General features: G+C 60.7%; 27 protein-coding genes. 24 read left to right on the top strand and 3 right to left on the bottom strand.

Annotation, left to right across the window (positions count from 1 at the left end; translation table 11 throughout):
- The first annotated feature begins 157 nt into the window (after positions 1 to 157).
- From PSN43_RS03865 to PSN43_RS03810, 12 genes are all read left to right on the top strand, one after another.
- Positions 158 to 526 (top strand): hypothetical protein, encoded by a 369-nt coding sequence (locus tag PSN43_RS03865; RefSeq protein ID WP_272699405.1) that lies wholly within the window; start codon positions 158 to 160, stop codon positions 524 to 526.
- 61 nt (positions 527 to 587) lie between these two features.
- A complete protein-coding gene (locus PSN43_RS03860; protein ID WP_272699404.1) occupies positions 588 to 950 on the top strand; it encodes a hypothetical protein in 363 nt (120 codons plus the stop codon).
- Between the two features lie 640 nt (positions 951 to 1,590).
- Complete coding sequence (locus PSN43_RS03855) at positions 1,591 to 1,977, top strand: 4Fe-4S dicluster domain-containing protein (protein ID WP_272699403.1); 387 nt, start codon at positions 1,591 to 1,593, stop codon at positions 1,975 to 1,977.
- Between the two features lie 2 nt (positions 1,978 to 1,979).
- The gene (locus PSN43_RS03850) at positions 1,980 to 3,815 is read left to right on the top strand and encodes an aldehyde ferredoxin oxidoreductase family protein (RefSeq protein WP_272699402.1); all 1,836 of its coding nucleotides are present in this window, start codon (positions 1,980 to 1,982) and stop codon (positions 3,813 to 3,815) included.
- Positions 3,816 to 3,836: 21 nt separating this feature from the next.
- Positions 3,837 to 4,766 carry a dihydrodipicolinate synthase family protein gene (locus PSN43_RS03845; protein WP_272699401.1) on the top strand — a complete coding sequence of 310 codons (930 nt, stop codon included), beginning with the start codon at positions 3,837 to 3,839 and terminating at the stop codon, positions 4,764 to 4,766.
- A 5-nt stretch (positions 4,767 to 4,771) separates the two neighbouring features.
- The gene (locus tag PSN43_RS03840) at positions 4,772 to 5,602 is read left to right on the top strand and encodes an IclR family transcriptional regulator (RefSeq protein ID WP_272699400.1); all 831 of its coding nucleotides are present in this window, start codon (positions 4,772 to 4,774) and stop codon (positions 5,600 to 5,602) included.
- On the top strand, positions 5,599 to 6,585 hold the full coding sequence (locus tag PSN43_RS03835; protein ID WP_272699399.1) for a C4-dicarboxylate TRAP transporter substrate-binding protein: 987 nt from the start codon (positions 5,599 to 5,601) through the stop codon (positions 6,583 to 6,585). Before PSN43_RS03840 ends, PSN43_RS03835 begins: the two co-directional genes overlap by 4 nt.
- An 84-nt stretch (positions 6,586 to 6,669) precedes the next feature.
- Positions 6,670 to 7,155: a TRAP transporter small permease gene (locus PSN43_RS03830; RefSeq protein WP_272699398.1), complete on the top strand. Its 486-nt coding sequence runs from the start codon at positions 6,670 to 6,672 to the stop codon at positions 7,153 to 7,155.
- Positions 7,155 to 8,438 carry a TRAP transporter large permease gene (locus PSN43_RS03825; RefSeq protein WP_272699397.1) on the top strand — a complete coding sequence of 428 codons (1,284 nt, stop codon included), beginning with the start codon at positions 7,155 to 7,157 and terminating at the stop codon, positions 8,436 to 8,438. The genes PSN43_RS03830 and PSN43_RS03825 overlap by 1 nt, the downstream gene beginning before the upstream one ends.
- A 10-nt stretch (positions 8,439 to 8,448) precedes the next feature.
- Positions 8,449 to 9,108, top strand: coding sequence for an RraA family protein (locus PSN43_RS03820; protein ID WP_272699396.1), 660 nt, complete (start codon positions 8,449 to 8,451; stop codon positions 9,106 to 9,108).
- 17 nt (positions 9,109 to 9,125) lie between these two features.
- On the top strand, positions 9,126 to 9,407 hold the full coding sequence (locus PSN43_RS03815; RefSeq protein WP_272699395.1) for a UxaA family hydrolase: 282 nt from the start codon (positions 9,126 to 9,128) through the stop codon (positions 9,405 to 9,407).
- A 23-nt stretch (positions 9,408 to 9,430) separates the two neighbouring features.
- Positions 9,431 to 10,633: a UxaA family hydrolase gene (locus tag PSN43_RS03810; RefSeq protein ID WP_272699394.1), complete on the top strand. Its 1,203-nt coding sequence runs from the start codon at positions 9,431 to 9,433 to the stop codon at positions 10,631 to 10,633.
- A gap of 234 nt (positions 10,634 to 10,867) precedes the next feature.
- On the opposite strand, the gene PSN43_RS03805 is transcribed toward PSN43_RS03810, so the two are convergent.
- On the bottom strand, positions 10,868 to 11,335 hold the full coding sequence (locus tag PSN43_RS03805) for an arsenate reductase ArsC (protein WP_272699393.1): 468 nt from the start codon (positions 11,333 to 11,335) through the stop codon (positions 10,868 to 10,870).
- Positions 11,336 to 11,575: 240 nt separating this feature from the next.
- Positions 11,576 to 13,276, bottom strand: coding sequence for an ABC transporter ATP-binding protein (locus PSN43_RS03800; RefSeq protein WP_272699392.1), 1,701 nt, complete (start codon positions 13,274 to 13,276; stop codon positions 11,576 to 11,578).
- 547 nt (positions 13,277 to 13,823) lie between these two features.
- Between PSN43_RS03800 and PSN43_RS03795 the strand changes: the two genes are divergently transcribed.
- Positions 13,824 to 14,936 carry a choloylglycine hydrolase family protein gene (locus tag PSN43_RS03795; RefSeq protein WP_272699391.1) on the top strand — a complete coding sequence of 371 codons (1,113 nt, stop codon included), beginning with the start codon at positions 13,824 to 13,826 and terminating at the stop codon, positions 14,934 to 14,936.
- An 84-nt stretch (positions 14,937 to 15,020) separates the two neighbouring features.
- On the opposite strand, the gene PSN43_RS03790 is transcribed toward PSN43_RS03795, so the two are convergent.
- The gene (locus tag PSN43_RS03790) at positions 15,021 to 15,386 is read right to left on the bottom strand and encodes a CGGC domain-containing protein (RefSeq protein ID WP_272699390.1); all 366 of its coding nucleotides are present in this window, start codon (positions 15,384 to 15,386) and stop codon (positions 15,021 to 15,023) included.
- Positions 15,387 to 15,857: 471 nt separating this feature from the next.
- Here PSN43_RS03790 and PSN43_RS03785 point away from each other — a divergent pair, with 471 nt between their 5' ends.
- The 11 genes from PSN43_RS03785 (at position 15,858) to PSN43_RS03735 (ending at position 26,612) form a co-directional block, all read left to right on the top strand.
- Positions 15,858 to 16,046 carry a hypothetical protein gene (locus PSN43_RS03785; protein ID WP_272699389.1) on the top strand — a complete coding sequence of 63 codons (189 nt, stop codon included), beginning with the start codon at positions 15,858 to 15,860 and terminating at the stop codon, positions 16,044 to 16,046.
- 499 nt (positions 16,047 to 16,545) lie between these two features.
- A complete protein-coding gene (gene hmcA / locus PSN43_RS03780) occupies positions 16,546 to 18,156 on the top strand; it encodes a sulfate respiration complex hexadecaheme cytochrome HmcA (protein ID WP_272699388.1) in 1,611 nt (536 codons plus the stop codon).
- Between the two features lie 15 nt (positions 18,157 to 18,171).
- Positions 18,172 to 19,227, top strand: coding sequence for a sulfate respiration complex iron-sulfur protein HmcB (gene hmcB / locus PSN43_RS03775; protein WP_272699387.1), 1,056 nt, complete (start codon positions 18,172 to 18,174; stop codon positions 19,225 to 19,227).
- Positions 19,228 to 20,403, top strand: coding sequence for a sulfate respiration complex protein HmcC (gene hmcC, locus PSN43_RS03770; protein WP_272699386.1), 1,176 nt, complete (start codon positions 19,228 to 19,230; stop codon positions 20,401 to 20,403). It abuts the gene before it with no gap.
- Between the two features lie 9 nt (positions 20,404 to 20,412).
- Complete coding sequence (gene hmcD / locus PSN43_RS03765) at positions 20,413 to 20,544, top strand: sulfate respiration complex protein HmcD (RefSeq protein WP_272699385.1); 132 nt, start codon at positions 20,413 to 20,415, stop codon at positions 20,542 to 20,544.
- 53 nt (positions 20,545 to 20,597) lie between these two features.
- Positions 20,598 to 21,275, top strand: coding sequence for a sulfate respiration complex protein HmcE (gene hmcE, locus PSN43_RS03760; protein WP_272699384.1), 678 nt, complete (start codon positions 20,598 to 20,600; stop codon positions 21,273 to 21,275).
- Between the two features lie 33 nt (positions 21,276 to 21,308).
- Positions 21,309 to 22,700 carry a sulfate respiration complex iron-sulfur protein HmcF gene (gene hmcF, locus PSN43_RS03755; protein WP_272699383.1) on the top strand — a complete coding sequence of 464 codons (1,392 nt, stop codon included), beginning with the start codon at positions 21,309 to 21,311 and terminating at the stop codon, positions 22,698 to 22,700.
- A gap of 35 nt (positions 22,701 to 22,735) precedes the next feature.
- Positions 22,736 to 23,629, top strand: a complete 894-nt coding sequence (locus PSN43_RS03750; protein WP_272699382.1) for a universal stress protein — start codon at positions 22,736 to 22,738, stop codon at positions 23,627 to 23,629.
- A 132-nt stretch (positions 23,630 to 23,761) separates the two neighbouring features.
- Entirely contained in the window at positions 23,762 to 24,115 is a 354-nt protein-coding gene (divK, locus tag PSN43_RS03745) for a DVU0259 family response regulator domain-containing protein (RefSeq protein ID WP_272699381.1), read from the top strand.
- Positions 24,116 to 24,257: 142 nt separating this feature from the next.
- Positions 24,258 to 24,614, top strand: coding sequence for a DVU0259 family response regulator domain-containing protein (gene divK, locus PSN43_RS03740; protein ID WP_272699380.1), 357 nt, complete (start codon positions 24,258 to 24,260; stop codon positions 24,612 to 24,614).
- A gap of 87 nt (positions 24,615 to 24,701) precedes the next feature.
- Complete coding sequence (locus PSN43_RS03735) at positions 24,702 to 26,612, top strand: response regulator (protein ID WP_272699379.1); 1,911 nt, start codon at positions 24,702 to 24,704, stop codon at positions 26,610 to 26,612.

Below are 26,612 nucleotides of genomic sequence, written 5' to 3'. Positions count from 1 at the left end.
TCAATACCCCCATTCTACATATTGTTCACATGCACAGGTCCAGATTTACGGATATAGACCAGAATCGCCCCGCAAATGAAAATACTGTTTGCAACACGAATCCATATCGAACGGATATACCCCTTCGGGCGATGGACTGCGGGCCGGGGGTTTGCGCATGGGCACGCGCAAAAGCAACCCCTGCCTTCAACATTCCCATGGCCCCGGGAAAAAGGCCGACCCGTTCGGCTTTATGGTTCGCGAAAAAATTCGGGGGAAGATTCAATTAGACAAGCAGACGGCAGTTTCCATTCGTGGACGAAAACGGAGCGACGATCAGGAAATTCAGGAATTCAAGAACGGCAACCTGGTCCTTCATTTCACGGCTCGAAACATGCCGGAAAAGGTCTCCCTGGGAGCCTGGTTCCGGTCTTCAGAACCCATGTGCGGAGGCATATCACGGGCAGGTTCGGTTCATGTGCGTTTCCGCAATAACAATATGTGTTGCCAGATTTTTGGACTCTTTTTTATTCAAATTATAACATAACAAATAATTTTGTTATGATATGTTTTGAGCAGCGTAAACCCTCAACCATATGGAGACCATTATGCCGAATATGGATTATCCCGGACCGTGTCCAAGTTGTATGGGGATTGACGGCTGCCCTACCGATGCAGGCAAGCAGGAGGCGGTGGCTCATTACTGCAAGGGACTGGAGATGGAACTCAACACGTGGAAGGCGCGCCTCTATGATGTCCTGGCATCCGACAAAAGCGGAGACCTTGCCGATGAGATCAACCTGATCAAATCGACGGTAAAGGAAATCCAAGCCATCGCAGAGCAAATGCAAGACACCTGCCCCAGCAGTCTGGGCGACCAGGAAAAGGTCATCGGCGGCAAGCTCGAAGACCTTCGGGTACATTACACGAAGGCGCTCGAGGTTATCGCGCCCGGTTGGTTCGGAGGATAAATCAGGAACCGCCCCTCCAATTCCCCGAAGAGGGAATCAGCCGTGGAAGGCAACTCCGCGCCCCGCTGCCGCGAAAGCGGGTTACGCGAATAGCCCCAGAGCGCATTCCTGATGCGGCAAAACAAAAGGCCGACCGGCAATGGTCGGCTTTTTGTTTTGCCGCAGCTCGCCCAGCAGACGAAATGTTCCCTGGCGCGCCTTCTCCGAATGGGCACCCTTTATCCAGGATTGAGCAGCATGGTCCAACCCGCCGCCGCATTGCCCGACCCCGCCCCCCTGCTCCATTCCTTGGAGCAGGGGAAAAACGAAGCCGGATACGCGGGCGGTCTACGGCAGCCCACACCATAATAATATGTATTGGACGCTCGCCGTTCACCCGCCTCTGAAGGCGGCGCACATTTGCATCCGGGCAAAAAGAATTTTCGTTTTTTGCATCATACCGGTTGGAAACTTAATTTTTCGCCTCTCCTCACCACAAAATAAAACTCATTAAATCAAGAAGATGTGATACTTTTTTCGACCGTATTCGAGGCTGGTTCAATATAATAAACTTTGACTCAACTCCTTGAATAAGGCGTTTGATCTGATAATATAACTTCCAGTTCAGTATATTGAACAAGCTACTCGGAGAAAAGGAACCATGCTCAAGACACGAAAAACGGAATGCACCAACTGCCGGCTCTGCATGTTGGCATGTACGGCCGCCCATGAACCCGGCCTTCACAGCTCGAAATTTTCGCGCGTCCACATCGAGGACGCCTGGCCCGAAATCGGGGCCATCCACGTTTGCGTCTCCTGCACCAAACAATTCTGTATCAAGGCCTGCCCGAGCGAGGCGCTGTCCTGGGACGGACATGTGGTTCTCGACAGGGACAAGTGCACCGATTGCGGCGCCTGCTTCGAAGCTTGCCCCTTCGGCGGCGTCCGCAGGCATCCCACGGACGGATACCCCATGGTGTGCGACACCTGTGACGGTCGTTACTCTTGCATCAAAGCCTGCCCCACAGGGGCCATTTCGAGGAGATAGCCATGAAGTGGAGTGGATATGCCGGAAAAGTGCTCGAAGTGGACCTGACCTCAGGTGCCATTACCACCACCGAGCTCGACAGAAACATGGCCGAGCTGTACGTGGGCGGCAAGGGATTCGGAGCGCGCATCCTGTACGACAGGCTGCCCGCAGGATGCGACCCCTTGTCCCCTGACAACATCATTGTCCTGGCCACCGGCCCCCTGACCGGCACCAGCGTCGCGGCTTCCGGGCGGTTGGAGCTGTGCACCAAGGGACCGGCCACGAACCTTTGGCTGGACTGCAATGCGGGCGGCAGTTTCGGCCCGGAGCTGAAATACGCCGGTTATGACGTGCTGATCGTCACCGGAGCCGCCGCCGAACCGGTCATGCTCGTCATCGAGGACGAAAACGTCCGGCTGGTCGCGGCGAACGAATATTGGGGCCTGGACACTCTGGAAACCAGCCAACGGCTCAAGGCCGATTTCAGCAACGACCACCGCGTGACCTGCATCGGCCAGGCCGGAGAACTGCTTTCCCCGCTGGCGTCCGTGCAGACGGAATACCGTTCCTTCGGCAGGGGCGGAGCCGGCGCGGTCATGGGCAGCAAGAAGCTCAAGGCCGTCGTGGTCTGCGGATCGGGAGGCCTCCGCGCAGCGGAAACCCAGAAGCTGGACATGATGATCCGCGAGGCCGCCAACGAGCTGGCCAACTCGCCGGACACCGGCTCGGCGCGGCCTGAATTCGGCACCAACGTGCTCCTGTCCCTCATGGAGTATACCGGGATTCATCCCAACAAGAACTTCCAGCAGTCCACCCTTGAAGGCGAGCCGGTAAACGAACTCCAGGTCAGCAAGTATTTTGAAAGAAGCAGGGCATGTTTCGCCTGCCCCATCCGGTGCAGCAAGATCGCCCGCGTCAAGGAAGGCCGCTTCAAGGGAGCCTTCACCGAAGGCCCGGAATACGAAACCGTATGGGCCTTCGGCGGGCACTGCGCCAACAAGGACATCCCGACCATCATCGAGGCGGAGCATGTCTGCGACGCCTACGGCCTGGACGCCGTGTCCGTCGGAAACGTCATCGGATTCCTCATGGACTGCTGGGAGCGCGGCCTCATCACCGCCGCCGATACGGCGGGCCTCGAATTCACATGGGGCAACGTGGAAGCCATGATTGAGGCGGTCCATCTCATGGGCAAACGGGAAGGTCCCGGCATGGATTGGTCCATGGGCGTGCGTCACCTCGAAGAGATCATTCCCGGAGCCGCCGGACTGGGCGGCCACGTCAAAGGGCTTGAGCTGCCCGCCTACGACCCCAGGGCCAGCAAGGCCATGGCGCTCGCCTACGCCACAAGCGACCGGGGCGGCTGCCATCTGCGCTCCTGGCCCATCTCCGAAGAGGTCATGGTGCAGAACCCGCTGGGCCAGCACACGCTTGAGTTCAAGCCCGAAGTGGTGAAGGGCCAGCAGGATTTCTACAGCCTGATAAACAGCAGCGGCCTTTGCCTGTTCGCGGCCTTCGTCCTGACCATGGAACAGATCGCCCCGCTCATCGAGTACGCCACGGGGCTGCCGGGACTGAATTCCGCGGACAAGCTGATCGCGGCCGGGGAACGCATCAACACGCTCGTCAGGCTGTTCAACCTACGCGAAGGTCTGACCGCCGCCCAAGACACCATTCCCGACCGCTTCCGCACGGACCCGTTGCCCGACGGCCCCTGCAAGGGGGAAACCGTCGACGTGGCGCAGCTCGTCAGCGCCTATTACTGCCTGCGCGAATGGGATTCCGAGGGGCGGCCCACGGAAGAATTGCTCAACAAGCTCGGCTTGGCGGAACGGTCCGCCGCTCCGCAACAATAGCGACAAGGAGATTTACATATCATGTTCCGTCCCGAGGGGATTTACCCCGCACTCTTGACCCCGTTCGACGAAGACCACCGAATCAACGAAACGGAATTGCGCCGCATAGTGGAGTTCTGCATCCAGAAGGGACTTGACGGCCTCTTTCCCGTCAGTTCCGTCGGCGAAGGTCTGCACATGAGCTTCGAGGAAAAGTGCCGATGCATGGACATCGTCATGGACCAGGTCGCCGGACGTATTCCCGTGACCCCGGGCGTGGTCGCCTCCACCCCTGACGAGAGCGCCCGCCTCGCGCGCCATGCCGGTTCCCTGGGCTGCCCCGCCGTCGTGGGTACGCCGCCCTATTACTTCAAGCCCGGCGTGGCCATGGTCGAACGGTTTTTCGAAACCATCGTGGAAAAGGGCGACGTGCCGCTCATCCTCTACAACATTCCCCTGTTCACCCAGCCCCTGGATTACGACATGGTCAAGCGGTTGAGCCGCTACGAATATGTCGTCGGCATGAAGGATTCCAGCGGCAGCATGGTCGATTTCCTGCACTTCATGGACAAGATCGCCATCGCCGGTGAGGACATCAGTCTGCTGACCGGCCGCGAGGAGACGCTCCTCCCCTGCCTGGTCATGGGCGCGAAAGGCAGCATGACCGCCATGGCGGGAATATTCCCGGAAATCATGGTCGGCATCTACGACGCCTGGAAGCGCGGCGACATGGACGAGGCCAGAACCTTGCAGAAGTCCATGCTCGTGCTGGTCCGCACCATGTTCGCGGTGCCGTTCCCGGTCGGGTTCAAACTCGGCTTGGAGCTGCGCGGTTTCAATATGGGACCGCCGCTCATGCCGCTGGCCCACGGGGACGCCTACCAGCTTTCGGTGGTCCGCTCCCGGCTCCAGATGCTGATGCGTCCTCTCCTTGAAAATTATGGGGAAAAACTGTTCGAACCCAACGTGTAGAAGCCATGCAGAACAAAAACAAATACCAGGTTCCGGCTCTAATGAGGGCGGCTCGGATACTCGAGCTGCTCGGCAAGAGGAGCGCGGATTTGAACGAGATCATGACCTCTCTGGAACTACCCAAGAGCAGCGCCTACTCCCTGGTGCTCACTCTGGAGGAGCTGGGATACGTGCGCCGTCTGGCGGACGGTCACAAGTTCACTCTCGGGTTCCGCCTGTTCGAGCTCGGCAACCTTTCCGTGAACAAGGTGTCCATCCGCGACTACGCCATGCGGCACATTCAGGAGCTCGTGCAACAGGAGAAGGTCACCAGTCATCTCGGGGCGTTGGACGGCGCTGAAGCCGTATACCTGCTCAAGGTGGACCCCCAGGACAGCATTCTCATCAACTCCTGGGAAGGCAAGAGGGTGGCCCTGACCCGCTCGGCAATGGGCAAGGTGCTCCTTGCCTGGCTGCCGCCCGAGCGACAGATCGCCCTGCTCAAGTCGGCCTCGTTCGTGAAGAAGACCCCCAAGACCATCGTGGATATGGACGAGTTCCGGAATCACCTCGCCGACGTCAAGCGACAGGGGTGGGCCATAGATGACGAGGAGGATATTTTGGGAATCCGTTGTGTGGGCGCTCCGGTTTTTTCGCCGGACGGGGCCGTCAGGTATGCGCTCAGCATATCCAGCACGGTGCTCGCCATCAACCTGGAGAGGATTCCCGAGCTGGTGAAGGCCGTCATCGAGGCGGCCAGAAACATTTCCAGGAGCATAGGGACTCCCGAGGAAATTTTACAGTGCTGGAAAATGGAATCTACGGAAAACAACAATCTTATGGAGGGAAGCAAATGAAATCCGTCAAATCCGCTCTGATTGCCCTGCTGGCTGGGGCAGTGTTGGTTTTGGCCATGTCCGGGATGGCGCAGGCGAAAGTCACCATCCGCTTGGCCTATGAAAACAACCCCGGCGAACCCTTGGATCAGGTGGCTCACAAATGGGCCGATCTGGTGAAGGAACGGAGCAACGGCGAGGTGGAACTCCTGCTGTTCCCGAGCTCGCAGCTCGGCGGCAAGAAGGACGTCCTTGAAATGGCCAAGATGGGCGTCAACGTAATCACCATCTGCGATGCGGGCTTCCTGGCCGACTACGTCCCGGATTTCGGCATCCTGGTCGGTCCTTACCTGGCCGAAAGCCCGGAAAAGATTTTCAAGCTCTTCAAGACCGATTGGTACAAGGATCTCTCCAAACAGCTTGAAACCAAGGGGCTGCACATCGTCACTTCCAACTGGCTGTACGGCGTCCGCCACATGGTCACCACCAAGCCCGTGAAGTCGCCCGCCGACATGAAGGGCCTGAAGATCCGCGTGCCCAACAACCGCATCCAGATCGCGGCCCTCAAGGCCATGGGCGCGACCCCGACCCCCATGCCTCTGGGCGAGGTCTACCCCGCGCTGACGCAGGGCATCATCGACGGCGCCGAGAACCCGCTGAGCGTGCTTTACGGCCAGAAGCTCTACGAGCCGGCCAAGTACATCGAGCTGATCGGCTACCTGACCATGACCGCCCAGTGGGTGGGAGGCCAGGCCTACTTCGACACCCTGCCCGCCAACGTCGTGACCCTGTTGCAGGAGACCGGCGACGAGGCAGGCCTCTACAGCCGCAAGGTCATGGCTGAGGAAGACGAAAAGATCATCAAGAAGATGATCGCCGACGGCTCCACCCTGGTGGACGTCGACACGGCCGCCTTCCGTGAGATGTCCAAGTCCACCTACTCCCAGTTCCCCGAATGGACTCCCGGTCTGTACGAAAAGGTTCAGATGCTGCTGGCGGAATAGTCCGCTTACAACGCTGCCCGCGGGCCGGAGCCGAAACAGCTTCGGCCCGCGGGAAAACGCTCAGGTCAATTTAGGAGAGATTCCATGCGATTTCCAGACCCGGTAAAGGTATTCGACTTCCTGCCCGCAGCTGCGCTGGGGACTATCATGCTGCTGACCGTGGCTGCGGTCTTCCAGCGGTACGTGATGTCCACCCCCATCGCCTGGCTGGAGGAAGTGAACGGTTTGCTCTTTCTCTGGGCGATCATGCTCGGAAGCGCCGCGGCCAAGGGTGCCGGGAGCCATTTGAGCATCGACATCCTCACCTCGCTGCTGCCGCCCAAGGGGCAATGGATCATGAGCATCGTCGTTGAGGCGCTCACCCTGCTCGTTGCCGGTCTGATGTCCTGGTACGGGTATCTTCTCGCCAGCCAGGTGCAGTTCAAGATCACCAACGTGCTCGGCATTCCCTACAGCTACATAGACTACGCCGTTCCTGCGGGCGGCATCGGCATAGCGCTGTTTTCCATCCGCAACATCGTTGTCCTCTGCAAGGGCCCCGCCCTCAGCGACGCCAAGGAGTTGAACTGATGACCCTCGCCGTTATCTGCGGAGTGATGCTGCTCGGCTTCTGCATCAACCTCCCGATTTTTCTTTCCGTTATTGCCGCCACCTTGTTGTATTTCTTCATGAATGACGGCGTATCCGCGACCATCGCGGTCCAGCGGCTCGTGGGCTCGTCCCAGAACCTGTCGCTGCTGGCCATCCCGTTCTTCATCATGCTCGGCACGGTCATGAACCATACGGGCATCACCAAAAGGCTCCTCAAGCTCGCCGAACTGATGGTCGGCCGCTTCCACGGCGGGCTGGCGCAGGCGAACGTCTTGCTGAGCACCATGATGGGCGGGCTTTCGGCGTCCAACCTCGCCGACTGCGCCATGCTCACCAAGATGCTCATGCCGGAGATGAAGCGGCACGGCTACAGCAAACCCTTCTCGGCGGCCGTCACCGCCTCCGGATCGCTCATCACGCCGATCATTCCCCCGGGAATCGCCCTCATCATCTACGGATTTCTGGCCGACGTCTCCATCGGCAAGATGTTCATGGCGGGCATCCTTCCCGGCATCCTGTGCGCCGTGCTCCTCATGGGCACCATCTACCTCGTGGCCCGGAAGAAGGGCTACGCCCCCTCGCGCACGGAACGGGCGACCTCCGGCGAGTACCTCGTGGCCCTGCGGAACGCCATCCCGGCGATAACCCTGGTCATGGTCATCATCGGCGGCATCCGGTTCGGCGTCTTCACCCCCACGGAAGCGGGCGCGGTGGCGGTCATCTACGTCATCGTCATCGGCATGTTCGTTTACCGGGAAATGAAGGTGCGCCACATTTTCGAATCCCTGGTCGAGACCACCAGATCCACGGCCTCGGTGATGATAATCATCATGGCCTGTTCCGCGCTGGCCTGGATATTCTCCTGGGAACAGGTGGCCCAGAGCATGGCCACCACGATCACCTCGATCACCACCAATCCGCAGCTCTTCCTGCTGATCATCAACGTGCTCTTCCTGTTCCTGGGCATGGTGCTCGAAGGCAACGCCATCCTCATCGTGCTGGTGCCCCTGCTCAAGCCCACGGTCATGGCCTTGGGAATCGACCTGGTCCACTTCGGGCTGGTGATTATCCTGAACCTGTCCATCGGAACGCTTTCCCCGCCCGTGGGAACGGTCATGCTGCTGGTCACGGGATTGAGCGGGACCAAGATTCAGGATTTCGTCAAGGCGGCCCTGCCGTTCTACGGCGCGCTCGTGCTGTCCCTGTTCCTGATCACCTACTTCCCCTCGATCACCTTGTTGCTGCCGAACCTCATGAAATAGGACGTATTCAATGACACCGGAAGAAAAAAGAATCTGCGCCCACCGCCTTGAACAGTGTTACAGCGGGGCGGTTTACGACGCCCTGCGCGAAAAGGGCATCCGCGATTGCGTATTGCCCCCGGAGTTCGCGCCCCTGGCCTCGGGACGCAGGCTGGCCGGACCCGTCTACGCCGTCGAGGGCGAGCGGGTAACCGCCTCCGACCACGAGACCCTGCTGGAATGGACCGGGCTGTTGTCCAAGGTCCCGAGCGGCGCAGTGCTCATGATCCAGCCCAACGACATGGAGCAGGCCTACATGGGCGAACTGTCCGCCGAAACCCTGTCCCTCAAGGGAGTCAGGGGGGCGATCATCGACGGGAACTGCCGGGACACGGACTTCATCGTCCGTTCCGGGTTCCGCGTGTTCGCCAAGGGCAAGACTCCCCGGGACGTCGTCGGGACCTGGCTTCCCAGGAAATTCGACGCCCCGATCATCATGGGCGGCGTGACCGTCAATCCCGGCGACTTCGTGGTCGCCGACGAGGACGGCATCGTCATCATACCGGGCGGCCTGGTGGAGGAAATCACCACCAGGGCCGAGGAGTTCCTTCGGACCGAAAGCCTTGTGCGCAAGGCCATTCTGGAAGGGGAAGACCCGCAACAGGCGTACATCAAGTACGGCAAGTTCTGATTCAGGGAGCACACACCATGAGCTGCATACAAATCGATCCGGCCGACAATATCGTCATCGCCACCAGCCCGCTGAAAAAGGGTGATGTCATCAATGCTGCCGGCAGGGACATTACCGTAATGGACGACGTGGCGTCCTACCACAAGGTCGCCGCACGAGACATCGCCAAGGGCGAGCCGGTGCTGCGCTACGGCGTCTCCATCGGCGAGGCGACCGAGGACGTAAAGGCCGGTTCCCACGTGCATCTGCACAATATGCGGAGCACCTATCTGCCCACCTACCTGCGCAAGGGCGAATAGCCCCGCATCGAGGAGTTCTCAGAATGATCATAGCCAACGGATATCTCCGCAAGGACGGACGCAAGGGAATCAGAAACGTCGTCGTGGTCGCCTACATGGTCCAATGCGCGTCCCACGTCGCCAAGAAAATCGCCGAAGGGTTCGGCGACGACGTCCAACTGGTCGGTTTCACGGGATGCTACCCCAACGACCACGCGAACAGGATCATGACGCGCCTGTGCACCCACCCCAACGTGGGCGGCGTGGTCGTCGTGGCGCTGGGCTGCGAAAGCTTCCCCAGAAACGCACTGGTGGAAGCGGTCCGGGAGTCGGGCCGCTCCGTGGAGCTGGTCGTCATCCAGGAGGACGGCGGCACGGCGAGCAGCGTGAAAAAGGGCAGGGATGCGGTGTCCCGCATCAACGAGGCCATGGCCGACGTGCCGCGCGCGCCCATGTCCATCGACGAGCTGGTGGTCGGCACGGTCTGCGGCGGGTCCGACGCGACCAGCGGTATTTCCGCCAACCCTGCCGTGGGCCTGTTCTTCGACAAGTTCGTGGCTGACGGGGGCACCGGCATTTTCGAAGAGACCGGAGAGCTGATCGGCTGCGAGGAGATCATCCGCCACCGCAGCGCCACTCCGGAAATCGGCGAAGAGGTCGTGGAATCCATCCACAAGGCCGCCCGCTACTACACGATCATGGGCCACGGCAGCTTCGCTCCCGGCAACGCCGAGGGCGGCCTGACCACCCAGGAGGAAAAGTCCATGGGAGCCTACGCCAAGAGCGGTTCCTGCTCCATCAGCGGCGTCATCCGGCCCGGACAGATCCCTTCGGGGAAGGGGCTCTACCTCATGGACGTGATCCCCGACGGCGAGCCTCGTTTCGGATTCCCGAACATCAACGACGTCACGGAGATCATCGAAATGGCCGCCTCCGGTTGCCACCTCATGCTCTACACCACCGGCCGGGGCTCGGTGGCAGGCAGCGCCGTCATCCCGACGATCAAGGTCTGCGCCAACCCCGAGACCTACAGACGCATGACCGAAGACATGGACATCGATGCGGGCCGGGTGCTGGAAGGCCGCGGCACGCTCCCGGATGTGGGACAGGAAATCTACGACCTCGTAGTCGAGGTCGCCGGAGGAACCCCGTCCAAGTCGGAAGCCCTGGGGCACCGCGAATTCGAATTACCCTACAAAACCTTCGCAATCGAAGAATCGCCCTTCGATTGCGGTTGTACCTCCTAAACAATTTCCTGCGGACACGCCTCGGCCGCACCGGGGCGTCCGCAGGAAAGCCTCCTCTCCCCCCCCCTGCGCCCTGTCTGGGCACGATGGGGGGGACTATCTTATGCTCCCCCGGCCAAAGCGCGTTTTCGACCGACCGAGGCATACGGCCGCCGTGCATGATGGGCGGCAGGTTTCGCCGAAGCCGTGAACAAGCCTCCGGTGCGACGCCCCGCAAGGGGATTCGCCAGGGGACTATTCCCTGCCCCGCTCCTCGGCGATGAACGCCTCCACCTTCTCCCTGATCCGGTCACGCACCACCCTCATGGCCGTCTCCCGGTCCTCCGGGTCCGTGTATGATTCGGGGTCGCACATGTTCCAGTCGATGTAATGCCGATGGCCGGGATAGATCGGATGGCGTTCCTTGTTCTCCCGGTCGCATACGGACACGATACTTTGGAACACATGGCCTTTCTGGTACAGCGAGAACACGGTCTTGGTCTGCTTCGAAGAGATGTCGATACCGACTTCGCGCATCACGGCCACGGCGAGAGCGTCGAGAACCCCGGCATCGAAGCCCGCGCTTTGAGCCTCGAAACGCTCCGACGCCAAATGGTTCACGAACGCCTCAGCCATGATGGAGCGGGAGCCGTTGCGGGAACCGACAAATAACACCTTGTGCTTGATCATAAGCATCCCCTTGTTGGGTCTGGTGCGCATCATGTTGCGGAAACCGTCACATCCAAGGCGTGAAAGACTTTCCGCCACCTCTAATTCCCTATTACCCACAACGGGAGGCTAAAGAAAGCGGCAACGGAGCGCGCGGCAAGATGTCGCACAAACGTCACGCACGGTCGCGCCCGTGCCCGCCGATGCGAATGAAAAAACGCCGGGCATTGCTGCTCGGCGTTTCATTTTTTCATGGGCTCGCAGTGAGGCGGCGCCGGTCGTGTTTGACCCGGTCTACGCCTCCAGGCTCAATTCCTTGGCTTCCTCGTCGGAAAGGGCCTTGCAGAACTGTATGGAGTACAGCTTGGCGTACAGGGGGCAGGTTTCGAGCAACTCCTCATGCCTGCCGATTCCGACGATTTCCCCCTGCTGCATGACGACGATGCGGTCCGCATTGATGACCGTGGACAGCCTGTGGGCGATGACGACGCTCGTCCGGTCCTTCATCAGGTTGTCCAGTGCCTTCTGCACCACGCGCTCGGCCTGGGTGTCCAGCGCGCTGGTCGCTTCATCTAGGATGAGCAGGGCCGGGTCCTTGACCAGTGCCCGGGCGATGGTGATCCTCTGTTTCTGGCCTCCCGACAGCTTCACTCCGCGCTCGCCGCAAACGGTGTCGTACCCTTCCGGCAACGACTCGATGAATTCGTGGGCATACGCGGCCTTCGCGGCGTTCACGATCTGCTCCTCGGTAACGTCCTTTGTCCCGTACCCGATGTTTTCCCGGATGCTCAGGTTGAAAAGGATCGATTCCTGGGAAACGATGCCGATGGACAGTCGCAGCGACCTGAGATCCAGGCTGCCGATGTCCGTGCCGTTGATCGTTATGCTTCCGCTGTCCAGGTCGTAGAACCGGGGCAACAGATTGGCCAGGGTCGTCTTGCCCGCTCCGCTCGGACCGACAAGGGCGATCCGCTCGTTCTGCCGAATCGTCAGCGTGAGATTCTTCAGGACCGGCTTGTCCAGGGTCGGATAGGTGAAGACGGCATCCTTCAGCTCAATGGTCCTGATGGGCTTTTGCAGCTCCAGTCCGCCGGTAGGCTCGGGCCGGACGTACTCGGAATCGAGCAGCCCGAACACGCGCTCGGCGCTGGCCAGGGACCGTTGCAGCACCTTGTTCGATTCGGTGAGCTTCTTGATGGGTTCGTAGAGCATTATCAAGGCGGTCACGAAGGAAAAGAACGTACCGGGGGTGGAATGGCCGCTCAACACCTGGCTGCCCCCGTACCAAAGCACGCCGCTGATGGCGACGCCGCCAGCCAGCTCCATGAACCGGCTCGACAATTCGCCGACCAAAGTCTGCTTTTTCGAAATATTGACGATCTTACCGCTTTCCCTGTTGAAATTGAGGGACTCCTGCTTCTCGGTGCAGAACGCCTTGATAAGCCTGATGCCGCTGAAGATTTCCTGCACCACGGAAGAGATGTCGGCGCCCTGGACTTGCAGCCTGCGGCCCAGCTTGCGCAGCCTCCTGCCGAACCAGACGACCGGCATGACGCAGAGCGGCAGGACCAGAAGCGCGATTATCGCCAGCTTCCAATCCTGAAACACGATCACGCCGATGAGGCTGATGACGGTGATGATTTCCCGGATGGCCATGACCAGCGTGGGGATGCTTTCACGGATGCCCTCCACGTCTCCGAGCACGCGGGACATGAGCATTCCCACCTGGCTCTCCTCGAAGAACCGGAGAGGCAGTTGGAGTATCCGCTTGAACAGGTCCTGGCGGAGCTTGTCGAGCACCATGAAGCCCGTGATGTTCATGAGATACACCTGGGTGAACCGGAAAATGGACTTCACTACCACCACGCCCATGAACGCCAGCGGCACGAGCACGAGCGCGACCTCGTCCTTCTGCACGAACACGTTGTCCATGGCGGGCTTGACCAGGTAGGCGGTGGCTGCGTTGGTGGACGAGACGATGATGGCCGACAACATGCCGAAGACGACTTTCCAAAGATGCGGCCGAAAGTAGGAAAAGCACCTCTGCAACAGTCGACGACTTTGCATCTCGTCAAAATTTTTCAGATTATTGCTAGACAAATAGAATCTCGGAGAAGTTTTTTCGCTGCTGTCGCAACCTTGTTGTTCAAGGGCCTGAACCGAAGAGCGGCCAACGAATAAAAAAATAACCCAACTCATGGCGGATTATCAACCGGTACCCTGGTCGATGCCCCGGGCGGGTGCCGCGCCTTTGCCCTCGCGCCGAGGAATTGCGGCGCACGGACCGCCGCGGCCCAGCGGCACGGTGCGCACCCTATATTAATTAATAGGCCGGGTCCAGGCTCGAACACGGCGTCGCCCGGAGGGGCGCGCACCGGGCGAAATCCAGGGGACCCGGCCCCAGGGATAAACCCATTGAACTTGTCCCAACCATGGCATCCGTCTGGATTTTACCTCGGCCATAGTATAAGTGAAAGCACATAACAATTTATGGTAAAGAGCAGAGTCCCTTTGCCAGACAACCTGAATTCGGGAGATATCCATGAACACTCTGCAACGGATGACGATGGGCGGCCTGACCGCGATACTTGCCTTGTTGCTTCTGCACACGGCATCGCAGGCCTGCACAAGCATCGGCCTCATGGCCGAAGACGGCGCGCTTGTCTACGGAAGAACCATGGAATGGGGAACCTTCGACCTCAAATCGCGCCTGGTCGTCGTACCCCGGGGACACGTTTTCCAGTCCGAGACTCCGGACGGCAAACCCGGAGTGCGCTGGGAAGCGAAATACGGCGTGGCGGCCTTCGACGCCCTTGAGAAGGACCTCCTTTCCGACGGCATGAACGAGAAGGGGCTGGTGGTCGGAATGCTCTACCATCCCGGATTCGCTCAATACCAGTCTTACGACCCGGCCCGTGCGAGCTCTACGCTGAGTTCCTCCATGTTCCCCAACTATGTGCTCACGCAGTTCGCCACTGTGGACGAAGTGCGCGCCGGGCTGGAGAAAATTCGCGTATGCGCCGTCACCGAACCGGCCCTGGGCAAGCCCGCCCCGCTCCACCTGACGGTCATGGACCCAAGCGGAAAGGCCATCGTGATCGAATATCTTGAAGGCAAGCTGCGCGTATTCGACAATCCCCTGCGGGTTCTGACCAATTCGCCCAGCTTCGACTGGCACATGACCAACCTGCGCAACTACGTCAACCTGTCCGCCGTGGCCTGGCCCGCCAAAAAACTGGATGACCTGACCCTCGCCCCCATCGGCGGCGGCTCCGGTTTCCTCGGCCTGCCCGGCGACTTCACGCCCCCGTCCCGCTTCATCCGCGCCGTGGCATACTCCCAAACCGCCCGTAAGACGCCCGACGGGGACGAGACCGTGTACGAAGTGTTCCGCATCCTGGACAACTTCACCCTGCCCGCAGGCTCGGCCGAAGGTCCGGGGGCGGACCCGGCGAAACTCGCTGGAATGCGCAGCTCGACCCTCTGGACTTGCGCGGCGGACACGCGGAATCTCAAGCTCTACTATCACACCCAGCACAACCGGCGCGTGCGGGTGATCGACCTCAAGCGCGTGGACTTCTCCTCCGGCAAGCAGGTCAGGCGATTCCCCCTGGACAGGGAAAAGCGCCAGGACATGGAGGACGTGACCCCTTAAGCGGTCGACGCGCCCCATTCGAAACGACAAAGGCGGTCCCGGACGTTCATCCGGGACCGCCTCTCCGTTCGATGGCTTCCGGGTTCAAGACCAGATCTTTTCGGGCATATACGGATGCGTGCCCTCGATCACCTCGATGCCGGACTTGGCGACGATCTTGGTAATCACGTCGTCCGCGTGGGTACAGTGATCGGACACGCATGGGCCGATGTGAATCTTGGTGGGCTGCTCGTTGAGGGGCACGTTCCAGAGCTTGACCTGGGCCAGACGCTGAACGATGGAAGCGCCGGGACATCCCCCGCAGTTGAGAATGCCCAGGACCTCGGCTTCCTGTCCCTTGTAACGCTCGAACTGGCCTTCGCGCCGATTGAAGGCCACAAGGCAGCGGGAACAGCCGATGCAGACGTCGTCCATGGTATTCCGGCAACCGATGATGAGAATCTTTTCCATGCGAACCTCCTGTGTATAGTTGTCTTTCGTCATTCTACATTTGAATGATTGAGTCAATATTCATACTTTGCCGGGAATGAATATATCGCCTCGCCGCCCCGCCGGAAGCGCGGCGAAACGGCCGCTGCCAGACCCCGGCCTTTCCGGCGGTTGGACGCGGAAAACCGATCCCCGACTCCGGGAGCCGCCGGAAGTTTTGATGGAACCGGAACGGGCTGCGTGACGACGCCAAGGGACAGACCGTCCCTTCCCGACGCCCGCGCAAGCAGTCCAAACAGCGCGAATTCGTTCCCGATGCGAAAACACAAGATGTCTTCCGCAGCGTCACGACAGGCCAAAAGCTCGATTCGGCCGCTCATTTTTTAATGATGAAAACGTGTTGGAAAGGGTTGAAAGGGGCGTCAAGTTGTGGTGGACTGGACAGCATGTCGGTGCTAGGTTGCATCCCCCGGCAAGATTGGAGGTCTTTCAATGTTCAGTTTCTTCACCAACTATAAAAAAGCGGCCATGAAGTTTCTCTCCCAGCACCAGGTCGGCCAACGACTGTTCTCGACTGGCGATGGCGGCCGCAAAATGCGCTATCTGCGTGAAAAGGGCTATGTGGTCTCCGAACGCGTTTCGGAAAACCGCTGGGTCCACGAGATAATCAAGAAGCCCTAACCGGCCCCCCTTCCTCTCGTCCTTTTCCCTACCCCGCCTCAGGCAATCGACTCCCCTCGAAAATCGAGGGGATTCTAGCCTCATGACCGGCCCGCAAAGGCCGGATTCACTTTTTTCCACCATCCCGCAAGCCTTGTAATCATTCGAGCGGAGACCGTGCCAGCCCTACGCAAGGCCCCTCTCTTGAAAACGATTTTCAAAAAACCCACTAATTGGGTTCCTCTTCTTTATCAGACTGTTATCGATATTTTGGTAGTAGTTCCTACAAGTAAGATTTACTTGACTTACCGCTCATATTTAACATACCGGGCAAGTAGGTATTAAAACCTCGTTACTGAGTAGGTATTTTAACCTACCAAAACGGGAGCTTTTAAGACCGAATTTCGCGCGGCGGAGGTGCCGCGCCTGGGGGGCCGGTAGGGTCCGGAAACGGAACCAGGGGAACGGGCCGAGGAGGCCGGTTCATTGCCATCAACGCTTTTTAGAAAGGGATCGACACATGGCAAACGGTAAACGGATACTGCGATTGACTGCCATCGCGATCACGCTGGCCGGGGTGCTCGGCTTCCAACTGGAAGCCATGGGTATGCTCGGCTCGACGGACAAGACCGCCGGGCGGCCGGACGTGATCATGATTGACACCATCGCCAGGCTGGAGTCACTCGAACAACCTGCGGCCGTGTTCAAGCACGACGCGCACACCAAGGCCCTGAAGGATCAGGGCATGAGCTGCGAATCCTGCCACCAGAAGGACGCCAAGGGCGACATGGCCCTGACCTTCGGCAGGCTGGAAGGCGAGGGACAGCCCGAGCTGACCGCGACCGAGCTCAAGGACATGTACCACGACAACTGTATCTCCTGCCACGTCAAGAGCGAGGAGAAGGGCTTCAAGACCGGTCCCAAGACCGGCGAATGCCGCAGTTGCCATCAGGTGCGGCCCGAAAACGCCGACCGGGTTCCGGCGGGCATGGACAACATGCTCCACTTCGTCCACTGGGATTCCAAGATCATCCCGGCCGACCAGGGCAAGGAGACCAACTGCGGCGCGTGCCACAAGAAGGCGGGCGAGGAAGACAGTTGGCGTTTCTCCGACGAAGCCAAGGCCGAACCGGTCAAGGACGTCTTCCACAGCCAGTGCGTGACCTGCCATCAGAGCCTCATTGAGAAGAAGGCCGAGCGCTCCGGCCCGGTGCAGTGCGCCGGTTGCCACGGCACCGAGCAGATAGCCGAGCGCAACGTCGAGCTGGCCAAGGACTTGAAGGCCATGGGCGGCGTCCTGCCGCGCCTGCCGCGCAAGCAGCCCGACGCCGTGCTCCTGGCCCCCGGCTCCAAGGACAAGGAAGCCAAGGCCGGGGACAAGCCCTCGGGCATGGCCCCCGTGGCCTTCGACCACAAGCTCCACGAGGCCAAGACCGACTCCTGCCTGACCTGCCACAAGGACGGCGTCAACGCCAAGCTGAACGCCTCGTTCGAAGCGCTGCACAACGTCACCGACCCGTCCACCTGCGTGGGCTGCCACGTCCAGGAACAGAAGAAGCCCGAGTGCGCGGGCTGCCATGAGGCTCGTCCCGCCGCCAAGGCGCTGTCCGAGAACTCCTGCGCCTCCTGCCACAATGTCGGCGTTGCCGACGAGCCGGGCTTCCGGCTGCTGGTCAGCGCGCCCGTGAACCCGGCCGCCATGTCCAAGGAAGAGAAGGAAGCCGAGGCCGCCAGGGTCATCGCGGCCCGTCCCGAGACCCAGGCCATGGTCGCCGAGAAGGATATCCCCGAGTTCGTGAACATCGACGCTCTGGCCGACCAATACCAGCCGAGCAAGATGCCGCACCGCAAGATCGTCCTGAGCCTCCTGAAGGGCATGAAGGACAACCGGCTTGCCGCCACCTTCCATGCCTCGCCCGAGGCCGTCTGCGCCGGTTGCCACCACAACGCCCCGGCCACTCTGACCCCGCCCAAGTGCGCGAGCTGCCACGGCAAGCCCTTCGAGACCGAAGGCAGGCCCGGACTGAAAGCCGCATACCACGGCCAGTGCATGAGTTGTCACCAGGAAATGAAGCTCGAAAAGCCCGCCGCCACCAACTGCGTCGCGTGCCACGAGAAGAAAACCAACTAGCCGAAGGAGCATACGATGTTACGCAGAACCTTCCTCGGATTGTTGGGTGCCGCAGGCGCGAGCGCAGCGCTGGCCACTCCGGCCAAGGCCGCAAACAAGCACTTCGGCCCGCATCCCGACACCCACGGCGTGCTTTTTGACGCCACCCGCTGCATCGGCTGCCGCAAATGCGAGCAGGCGTGCAACGAAGTCAACGAGCTGCCGCAACCGGAAAAGAAATTCGACGATCTGTCCGTGCTCGATACCGTACGGCGGACCGACGAGAACACCTTTACCGTGGTCAACCGGTACCAGACAGCCAAGGGCCCGGTCTTCCGCAAACAGCAGTGCAACCACTGCCTGGAACCGGCCTGCGCCTCGGCCTGCTTCGTGCGGGCCTTCAAGAAGCAGCCCAACGGCGCAGTGACCTACGACGCCTCCGTGTGCGTCGGCTGCCGCTACTGCATGGTGGCCTGCCCGTTCTCGGTCCCGGCCTACGAATACAGCGAGCCGCTGACTCCCCGGGTACGCAAGTGCACCATGTGCTACCCGCGCCTCCAGGAGGGCAAGCTCCCCGGCTGCGTGGAGAAATGCCCCAAGGAGGCCCTGACCTTCGGCCCGCGCGAGGAGCTTATCAAGATCGCCCGCAAGCGCATCGAGACCTATCCCGACCGCTATGTGAACCACATCTACGGCGAGCGCGAGATGGGCGGCACGAGCTGGATGTACCTCTCCGGCGTTCCCTTCTCCGAGATCGGAATGCGCGAAGACCTGGGCACCGTCAGCGCCCCCGAACTGACCGCCGGTCCCCTGGCCGCCGTGCCCATCGTGGTCGGCCTGTGGCCCGTGCTGTTGGGCGGCATCTACGCCGTGACGCAGCGCAACGCCAAGATCGCCAACGCCGAACGCGTCCAGGCGGTCAAGGACGCCCTGAAACGGGCGGGCGAAGAGGCCGAGAAGAAGCTTCACGAGGAGCTGGGCAAGGCCGAGCAGGCCAGCCAGCGCCGCATCGAGGTCGAAGTAAAGAAGGCCGTCGAAGAGGCGCTCGCCCCGAAGGAAGAGGACGCCGGAACCAAAGAGGAGGAGTCCTAGATGTCTGTCGAAACCACTGCGGTAGCGAAGAAATCAATCTTCACTCCGTTCAATATTATCTCTGGAATCATTCTCGTCGCCGGACTGGTGGTCACGGCGATGCGTTTCACCGGCGGCCTGGGGGCCGTCACCAACCTGGACCAGAACAACCCCTGGGGCATCTGGATCGGCTTCGATCTGCTCTGCGGCGTCGCTCTGGCCGCGGGCGGCTACACCACCTCCGCCGCCTGCTACCTGTTCGGCCTGAAGAAGTATCACGCAGGCGTCCGCCCGGCCATCCTGACCGCCTTCCTGGGCTACGCCCTGGTGGTCTTCGCCCTGGGCTACGACGTGGGCCGTCCCTGGCGGCTGCCCTACCCCATCTTCGTCCAGCAGGGAACGACCTCGCTGCTCTTCGAAGTGGGTTTGTGCGTCATGCTCTACCTGACCGTGCTGTTCATCGAATTCACCCCGGCCGCGTTCGAATGGCTGGGCATGAAGAAGATCCGCAACATCGTGGTCAAGATGACCCTCGCCCTGACCATCCTCGGCGTGGTTCTTTCCACGCTGCACCAGTCTTCCCTGGGCGCGCTGTTCACCATCGCCCCGTCGAAGCTCCACCCGCTCTGGTACTCGCAATACCTCCCGGTGTTCTTCTTCGTGTCGAGCATCGCCGCGGGCCTGTCCATGGTCATCTTCGAGGGAACCCTCTCACACAAGCCCATGCACCACTTGATGGATGAGGAGTACCTGAACAACCACGACGGCCTGATCCTCGGTTTCGGAAAGGCCGCTTCCCTCGTGCTGTTCGGGTACTTCTCCATCAAGGTCATCGGCCTGGCCTACGACAACAACTGGCACTACCTGACCACCGGCTACGGCGCGTGGTTCCTGGTGGAAATGCTCGGTTTCGTGGCCCTGCCGTCCTTCCTGTACGCCATCGGCGCACGCGACAAGAACCTGACCATCATCCGATGGGCAGCGGGCCTGACCGTGCTCGGCATCATCGTAAACCGGTTCAACATCTCCCTGGTCGCCTTCAACTATCAGCTCCCGTCCGCCGAGCGGTACTTCCCGAGCTGGGGCGAGATCACCATCTCGCTGTTCGTGGTGACCATCGGCGTGCTGGCCTTCCGGTTCATCTCCACTCGGATGCCCATTTTCTACGAGCACCCGGACTACAAGGGCGAACACTAGGAGGTTGCCATGGAATTCTTCACTCTCCAAGACTACTACACGTTCACCAAGGGGACTGTGTACCTGCTCATGGGCGGGATCCTCGTGGCGGCGACCCTGTACTGGCGCTTCCTCATGGGCGGCAACAAAAAGGACGACTAGCCGCAAGGCCATCGTTTCAAGATTAACGATACGATAATCAAGGAGAAACGGAAATGTACGATTTCCTGACCGGGCCCATGCTCTGGGCGACGTTTATCGTCAGCTTCGGCGGCCTGCTCGTCCGCAGCGTGATGTACGTCAAAGGCCTCAGTTGGCAGCTCGACCGCGTGGCCTACCGTCCTCAAATGAAATACGGCATCCGGGGCGGCCTGCGCTCCATCCTGGCCTTCATCATCCCGTTCAGGGCCCGGCTGTGGCGCGTGCGCCCCGGCTTCACCCTCATCTTCTTCGCCTTCCACATCGGGCTGCTCGTCACCCCGATCTTCCTGGAGGCGCACAACGTGATGCTGAAGAACGCCTTCGGGTTCAGCCTGCCCACCCTGCCCACCGGCGTGGCGGACGTGCTGGCCTGGACCTGCCTGGTGGGCGGCCTGTTCCTGACCCTCAGGCGGATCGCCTTCCCGGAGGTGCGCATCATCACGACCTTCTACGACTACCTGCTGCTGGTCATCACCGTGATGCCGTTCATCACCGGCCTGATCGCCAGGTACGAAATGGGAGATTACAACTTCTGGCTGGCCGCCCACATCCTGAGCGGCGAAATCTGGCTCCTGGCCCTGCCCTTCACCAAGCTCAGCCACGTTGTGCTGTTCTTCATGTCCCGTATGCAGTTGGGCATGGACTACGGCATCAAGCGCGGCGGCATGAAGGGCACGGACATGGCCTGGTAACAGAGCTTTACCTGCACAGTACGGAGAATCGAAATGCCTGAAGGAAAATTCTGCAATAAGACGCCGATCAATACCGACGAGCAGCTCAAGGCCACTCTCGGCGACAAGGGCGGCAAGCAATACTACGAAGAAATGAACCACCTGGACGTGGACTCGGACAAGCTCTGGGCCACCATCCAGAAGACCATGAAATCCAGGACCAAGACCTGGCTCGAAATCTGCGCCCACTGCGGCCTGTGCGCCGAGAGCTGTTTCCTGTACCAGGTCAACGGCCGGGTGCCGGAACAGGTCCCGTCCTACAAGATCCAGTCCACCCTCGGGGTGATGGTCAAGAAAAAGGGTAAGGTGGACAACGAGTTCATGCAGATGTGCATGGAGACCGCCTGGTCCAAGTGCACCTGCTGCAACCGCTGCGGCATGTACTGCCCCCACGGCATCGACATGGGCGTCATGTTCAGCTACCTGCGCGGCCTGCTCTACTCCCAGGGTTTTGTCCCGTGGGAGCTGAAGATCGGCTCCGGTATGCACCGCGTGTACCGCGCCCAGATGGACGTGACCACCGAGGATTGGGTCGAGACCTGCGAATGGATGGCCGAGGAGAACGAGGAAGACTGGCCGGGCCTTGAAATCCCCGTGGACAAGGTCGGCGCGGACATCATGTACACCTGCAACGCCCGCGAGCCCAAGCACTACCCCGAGGACATCGCCGAAGCGGCCATCCTCTTCCATGTGGCGGGCGAGAACTGGACCGTGCCTTCCGAAGGCTGGGAGCAGACCTCCCTGTCCATGTTCGCCGGCGACTGGGAATGCTGCAAGGACAACGTCCTCAACGTCTACGCCGCCCTCGAGCGCCTCAAGCCCAAGCGGGCCATCGGCACCGAATGCGGCCACGCCCACCGCGCCACGGTCATCGAAGGGCCGTACTGGGCGGGCCGTCCCGACGGCCAGCCGCCCGTGCCGTATATCCATTATGTGGAATGGCTGGCCGAGGCCCTGCGCACCGGCAAGCTCAAGATCGATCCCGCAAAGCGGATCAAGGAACCGGTCACCCTGCAGGATTCCTGCAACTACGTGCGCAACCAGGGGTTGAAGGACGTCACCCGCGAGATCATCAGCTACATCGTCGAGCCCGGCTACTTCGTCGAAATGGCCCCCAACCGGGAGCACAACTACTGCTGCGGCGGTGGCGGCGGCTTCAACGGCATCGGCCTGTACCGCGAACAGCGCAACGTGGCCCTGCGCAAGAAGATGGAGCAGATTCTCGACACCGGCTGCAAGCTGGTCATCGCCCCTTGCCACAACTGCTGGGACGCCATCCGCGACCTGGAGGAAGAGTACAAGATCGGCATCCGCTGGTCCTTCCTCAAGCCGCTGGTCATCAAGATGCTCGACGTGCCCGAGCACCTGCGCCCCACCGAGGAATAACCCGGAGACCGTGTAACCAAAGGACGAGGTGATCTATGTTCAAGAAGATTCTACTGGCGACCAGCGGTGCTCCGTCCACCTTCGGCGCCGCGCGGGTGGCCTTCGACATGGCCAAACGCTACGGGGCCGAGGTGGTGGTGTTCAACGTCATGGGCGTGCCCACCAAGGCCTTTTCCCAGGTGGTCAACGACGTGCGCACCGGCGAAGAGATCGAAGTGGACGACGAATACCGCGCCTGGGTCGAGGAGGAACTCAAATCCACCTTCGAGAAGCAGATCGAGTCGGTCGAGTACGCCAAGATCGTGACCACCACGGGCGTGCCCAGCCGCGAGATCCTGCGGGCCGCGCGGGCCGAGGACGCCGACCTCATCGTCATGGGCGCAAGCTCCGGCGATTCGAGCGCCTACCGCAAGGGCTACCCCGGCTCCACCCTGCAACGCGTGGCCAAGGCCGCCCGCTGCCCGGTGATGACCGTGCACCGCGAAACCGCCTCCTACTGGGGCGGCTTCGGGAACATCGTCTTCGCCACCGACTTCTCCAAACAGGCGGAATACGCCTTCAAATTCGCCCTGAACGCCGCCAGGGAGCTCGACTGCGACCTGACCATGTTCCACGCCCTGGACATCAGCGGCAAGGTCATGGACCAGAACGCCATCGAGGACAAAATCATCACGGCGCGGAACCGCATCCGTGAGACCTACGGCCCGCTTCTGGGCGACTTCAAGAACTTCGACATCGAAGTGTGGGAAGGCGTGCCCTATGTGGAAATAGTCAAGATCGCGCGCGAACGGTCCGCGGACCTCATCGTCCTGGCGCACCACTCCCGCGAGCTCGACCCGGATCTGGCCTCCATCGGCTCCACCATGGAGCAGGTCATCCTGCGGGCGGGATGCCCTGTGGTCAGCGTGAGCAAGCCCGACAAGGTTTAGGAAGTTGATCCGCGCGCCCGGCCGGCGCCGGGCGCGCCTTGAAAATATTAATGCCGCAGCCGGCCTTGGCGGGAGCGGCTGCGGCAAATCAAGAATCAAGCGAACTGATTCGTGAGTACCAGGAGGAAAGTTATGTCCAAGAAGATTCTCATCGTCGACGACGACCAGGAAATCCGCTCTTATCTGTCCGAACTGCTCGGCGACAACGGTTATGAGACCGTAACCGCCAACGACGGCGCAGAGGCTGTGGAGATCGCCAAGACCGAGAAACCCGACCTGATTACGCTGGACCTGGAAATGCCCAACGAATGGGGCCCGAGGTTTTACCGCAAGATCAGCCAGGACGAGACGCTCAAGCGTACCCCGGTCGTGGTCATCAGCGGCCTCAACGCGATCAAATACGCTATTCCCAAGGCGATCGCAAGCCTCACGAAACCTTTTGAGCCTGCCCAGCTGCTGAAGATCGTCAAGGACGCCATCGGCTAGCCGGCAAACAGGATGAGACCCGTCGGCCCGCGAGCCGCAATAGGTTCGCGGGCCGCATTTTCCGACTTGAACTAGTGCGCAGGTTGAGTATACGTTGCAGGCGTTGCGGGGCGGTCCCGCCACTTGAAACCAGGTTGAGCTCATGCCAAAAAAAATCATGGTGGTGGATGACGATCCGGATATCGTCGACTACCTCGTAAGCGTATTCGAAGACCACGGATACGATACCTGCCGCGCATCCGACGGAATATCAGCCTATGAAGTCGCCATGGCCGAAAAGCCTGACCTCATCACGCTGGATATTGAAATGCCCCACGAGTGGGGGCCCCGTTTCTACCGTCGGCTGACCAGTGAGAAGGAATTCTCCGACATTCCGGTGATCGTCATCAGCGGACTGTCGGGAATCCATCTGGCCATTCGGCGGGCCGTGGCGACCATCAAGAAGCCCTTCGACCCGGCGGATGTAATCCAGATCGTACGAGAGGCCCTGGGCGAATAGCCCTGCCCGGCAATCCTGGACTGGAGAGAGGCCCGCGGGGAAACAGCCGTTGCGACGGCCCGCGGGAGGCTCCCCCCGGAGGGTATGATGGATTTCAAACGACTGTTGCTCGTGGATGACGAGGAAGGCGTCCGCCGTTTCCTCGGCCTCTCTCTGATAGATATGGGCTACGAGGTTGAAACCGCCGCCAACGGGCGGGATGCCCTCGATATATTCGATTCCTTCCGGCCGCACATCGTCTTCACCGACATCAAGATGCCCGTCATGGACGGCATCGATCTCCTCAAGGCCATCAAGGAACGCTCCCCCGACACGGAAGTCGTCATGATAACCGGCCATGGCGACATGGACCTGGCCATCGAATCCCTCAAGTTCGACGCCTCGGACTTCATCACCAAGCCCATCAACAACGACGTTCTGGAAATCTCCCTGGAACGCGCCCGCGAGCGGTACAGCATGAAGCTCCAGCTCCGCGAGTACACCGAAAACCTGGAAAAGCTCGTCGAGGAGAAGACCAACAGGATCGTGGAACTGGAGCGGCAGAACGCCGCCTGCCAGGTGGTCCAGGGACTGTCCTCGGCCCTGTCCGACGCCGCCCAGGAGGTGGAGACCGGCTACGGCGTGTTCAACGAACTGCCCTGTCTGGTGTCCATCCACAACCGCTATCTCGAAATCGTTGCCCACAACCGGCTCTTCGAGGAACGCCTCGGCAACCAGGTAGGCAACAACAGCTTCGACATTTACTCCGACCGCACCTCGCCGGGCAACGCCTGCCCGGTGCAGCGCACCTTCCAGACCGGCAAGGGCCAGCGGAGCAAGGAAAATTTTCTGGGCAAGGACGGCGAGGAGATTCCGGTCACGGTCTATACCGCCCCCCTGCCGAACAAGGATGGAGAAATCGAGCTCGTCCTGGATATCTCCGTGGACATGACCGAACTCAAGCGGTTGCAGGATGAACTGCTGACCACGCAGTACAAGTACCGCCGCCTGTTCGACGAAGCGCCCTGCTACATCACCGTGCAGGATGCGGACCTGAAGATCGTCGAGGCCAACCGCCTCTTCAAGCGGGACTTCGGCGAGGTGGAAGACCATTTCTGTTTCGAGGCATACAAGCACCGCAACGAGCCTTGCGAAGGCTGCCTGGTGGACAAGACCCTGCTGGACGGCGAATCCCGGCAGCGGGAGACCGTGGTCACCACCCTGACGGGAGAGCAGAAGCACATGCTCGTCCAGTCCGCCCCGCTCCACGACGCCTCGGGCCGGGTGTTCCAGGCCATGGAGATGTCCACGGACATCACCGAAATCCGCAGGCTCCAGGACCACCTGACCTCGCTGGGCATCATGCTCGGTTCCATGTCGCACGGCGTAAAGGGTATGCTGACCTCGCTGGACGGCGGCATCTACCGGCTGGAATCCGGCCTTAAAAAGGGCGACACCGAACGGGTGGAAGCCGCCACCAGGACGCTCAAGGCCATGATCGGCCGCGTCAAGAAGATGGTCCTGGACATCCTCTACTACGCCAAATCCAGGGAGCTTGAGACCGAAGCCGTGGACGCCACGGCGTTCCTCCGGGACACCGCCGACATCGCCGCGGCCCGGGCGGCCGCCCACAACGTGGAGTTCGCCCGCGACATCCCGGACGGCCTCGGACTGTTGCAGGCCGACACCGCGGCCTTGTCCGCCGCCCTGGTCAATTTCCTGGAAAACGGCGTGGACGCCTGCGAGGGCCGGAAGAACGGACTCCTGAAACTGTCGGCCCGCCGCGAGGACAAAGGCCTTGTCGTCACCGTGTCGGACAACGGCATGGGCATGGACCGCGAAACCAGGGACAAGATTTTCACCCTGTTCTTCTCGTCCAAGGGCAAACGCGGCACCGGCATCGGGCTGTTCATCTCCAACCAGACCATCGAACAGCACGGCGGGTCCATTCGCGTCGAGTCCTCCCCGGAAAAGGGATCGACTTTCGTCATCACCCTGCCCGACCGCACCGGACGGTAA

Origin of the sequence: Desulfovibrio sp. Fe33, from assembly GCF_028532725.1 — a bacterium.
In the GTDB taxonomy this organism is placed as follows: Bacteria; Desulfobacterota; Desulfovibrionia; order Desulfovibrionales; family Desulfovibrionaceae; genus Pseudodesulfovibrio.
Note: the sequence above shows the minus strand (reverse complement) of the source record. Positions and strands in the feature narration are given on the sequence as shown.

Excerpts from the sequence above, each read along its gene's own strand:
- hmcE (WP_272699384.1), top strand. The coding sequence starts at position 20,598 with ATGTACGATTTCCTGACCGGGCCCATGCTCTGGGCGACGTTTATCGTC.
- PSN43_RS03785 (WP_272699389.1), top strand. The coding sequence starts at position 15,858 with ATGTTCAGTTTCTTCACCAACTATAAAAAAGCGGCCATGAAGTTTCTC.
- PSN43_RS03855 (WP_272699403.1), top strand. The coding sequence starts at position 1,591 with ATGCTCAAGACACGAAAAACGGAATGCACCAACTGCCGGCTCTGCATG.
- PSN43_RS03825 (WP_272699397.1), top strand. The coding sequence starts at position 7,155 with ATGACCCTCGCCGTTATCTGCGGAGTGATGCTGCTCGGCTTCTGCATC.
- PSN43_RS03810 (WP_272699394.1), top strand. The coding sequence starts at position 9,431 with ATGATCATAGCCAACGGATATCTCCGCAAGGACGGACGCAAGGGAATC.
- PSN43_RS03845 (WP_272699401.1), top strand. The coding sequence starts at position 3,837 with ATGTTCCGTCCCGAGGGGATTTACCCCGCACTCTTGACCCCGTTCGAC.
- PSN43_RS03750 (WP_272699382.1), top strand. The coding sequence starts at position 22,736 with ATGTTCAAGAAGATTCTACTGGCGACCAGCGGTGCTCCGTCCACCTTC.
- PSN43_RS03790 (WP_272699390.1), bottom strand. The coding sequence starts at position 15,386 with ATGGAAAAGATTCTCATCATCGGTTGCCGGAATACCATGGACGACGTC.
- PSN43_RS03800 (WP_272699392.1), bottom strand. The coding sequence starts at position 13,276 with ATGTTGTCGGCCATCATCGTCTCGTCCACCAACGCAGCCACCGCCTAC.
- PSN43_RS03835 (WP_272699399.1), top strand. The coding sequence starts at position 5,599 with ATGAAATCCGTCAAATCCGCTCTGATTGCCCTGCTGGCTGGGGCAGTG.
- PSN43_RS03805 (WP_272699393.1), bottom strand. The coding sequence starts at position 11,335 with ATGATGCGCACCAGACCCAACAAGGGGATGCTTATGATCAAGCACAAG.
- hmcC (WP_272699386.1), top strand. The coding sequence starts at position 19,228 with ATGTCTGTCGAAACCACTGCGGTAGCGAAGAAATCAATCTTCACTCCG.
- PSN43_RS03735 (WP_272699379.1), top strand. The coding sequence starts at position 24,702 with ATGGATTTCAAACGACTGTTGCTCGTGGATGACGAGGAAGGCGTCCGC.
- hmcD (WP_272699385.1), top strand. The coding sequence starts at position 20,413 with ATGGAATTCTTCACTCTCCAAGACTACTACACGTTCACCAAGGGGACT.
- PSN43_RS03820 (WP_272699396.1), top strand. The coding sequence starts at position 8,449 with ATGACACCGGAAGAAAAAAGAATCTGCGCCCACCGCCTTGAACAGTGT.
- PSN43_RS03840 (WP_272699400.1), top strand. The coding sequence starts at position 4,772 with ATGCAGAACAAAAACAAATACCAGGTTCCGGCTCTAATGAGGGCGGCT.
- divK (WP_272699381.1), top strand. The coding sequence starts at position 23,762 with ATGTCCAAGAAGATTCTCATCGTCGACGACGACCAGGAAATCCGCTCT.
- hmcF (WP_272699383.1), top strand. The coding sequence starts at position 21,309 with ATGCCTGAAGGAAAATTCTGCAATAAGACGCCGATCAATACCGACGAG.
- PSN43_RS03860 (WP_272699404.1), top strand. The coding sequence starts at position 588 with ATGCCGAATATGGATTATCCCGGACCGTGTCCAAGTTGTATGGGGATT.
- PSN43_RS03795 (WP_272699391.1), top strand. The coding sequence starts at position 13,824 with ATGAACACTCTGCAACGGATGACGATGGGCGGCCTGACCGCGATACTT.
- divK (WP_272699380.1), top strand. The coding sequence starts at position 24,258 with ATGCCAAAAAAAATCATGGTGGTGGATGACGATCCGGATATCGTCGAC.
- PSN43_RS03850 (WP_272699402.1), top strand. The coding sequence starts at position 1,980 with ATGAAGTGGAGTGGATATGCCGGAAAAGTGCTCGAAGTGGACCTGACC.
- PSN43_RS03865 (WP_272699405.1), top strand. The coding sequence starts at position 158 with ATGGGCACGCGCAAAAGCAACCCCTGCCTTCAACATTCCCATGGCCCC.
- PSN43_RS03830 (WP_272699398.1), top strand. The coding sequence starts at position 6,670 with ATGCGATTTCCAGACCCGGTAAAGGTATTCGACTTCCTGCCCGCAGCT.
- hmcB (WP_272699387.1), top strand. The coding sequence starts at position 18,172 with ATGTTACGCAGAACCTTCCTCGGATTGTTGGGTGCCGCAGGCGCGAGC.
- PSN43_RS03815 (WP_272699395.1), top strand. The coding sequence starts at position 9,126 with ATGAGCTGCATACAAATCGATCCGGCCGACAATATCGTCATCGCCACC.
- hmcA (WP_272699388.1), top strand. The coding sequence starts at position 16,546 with ATGGCAAACGGTAAACGGATACTGCGATTGACTGCCATCGCGATCACG.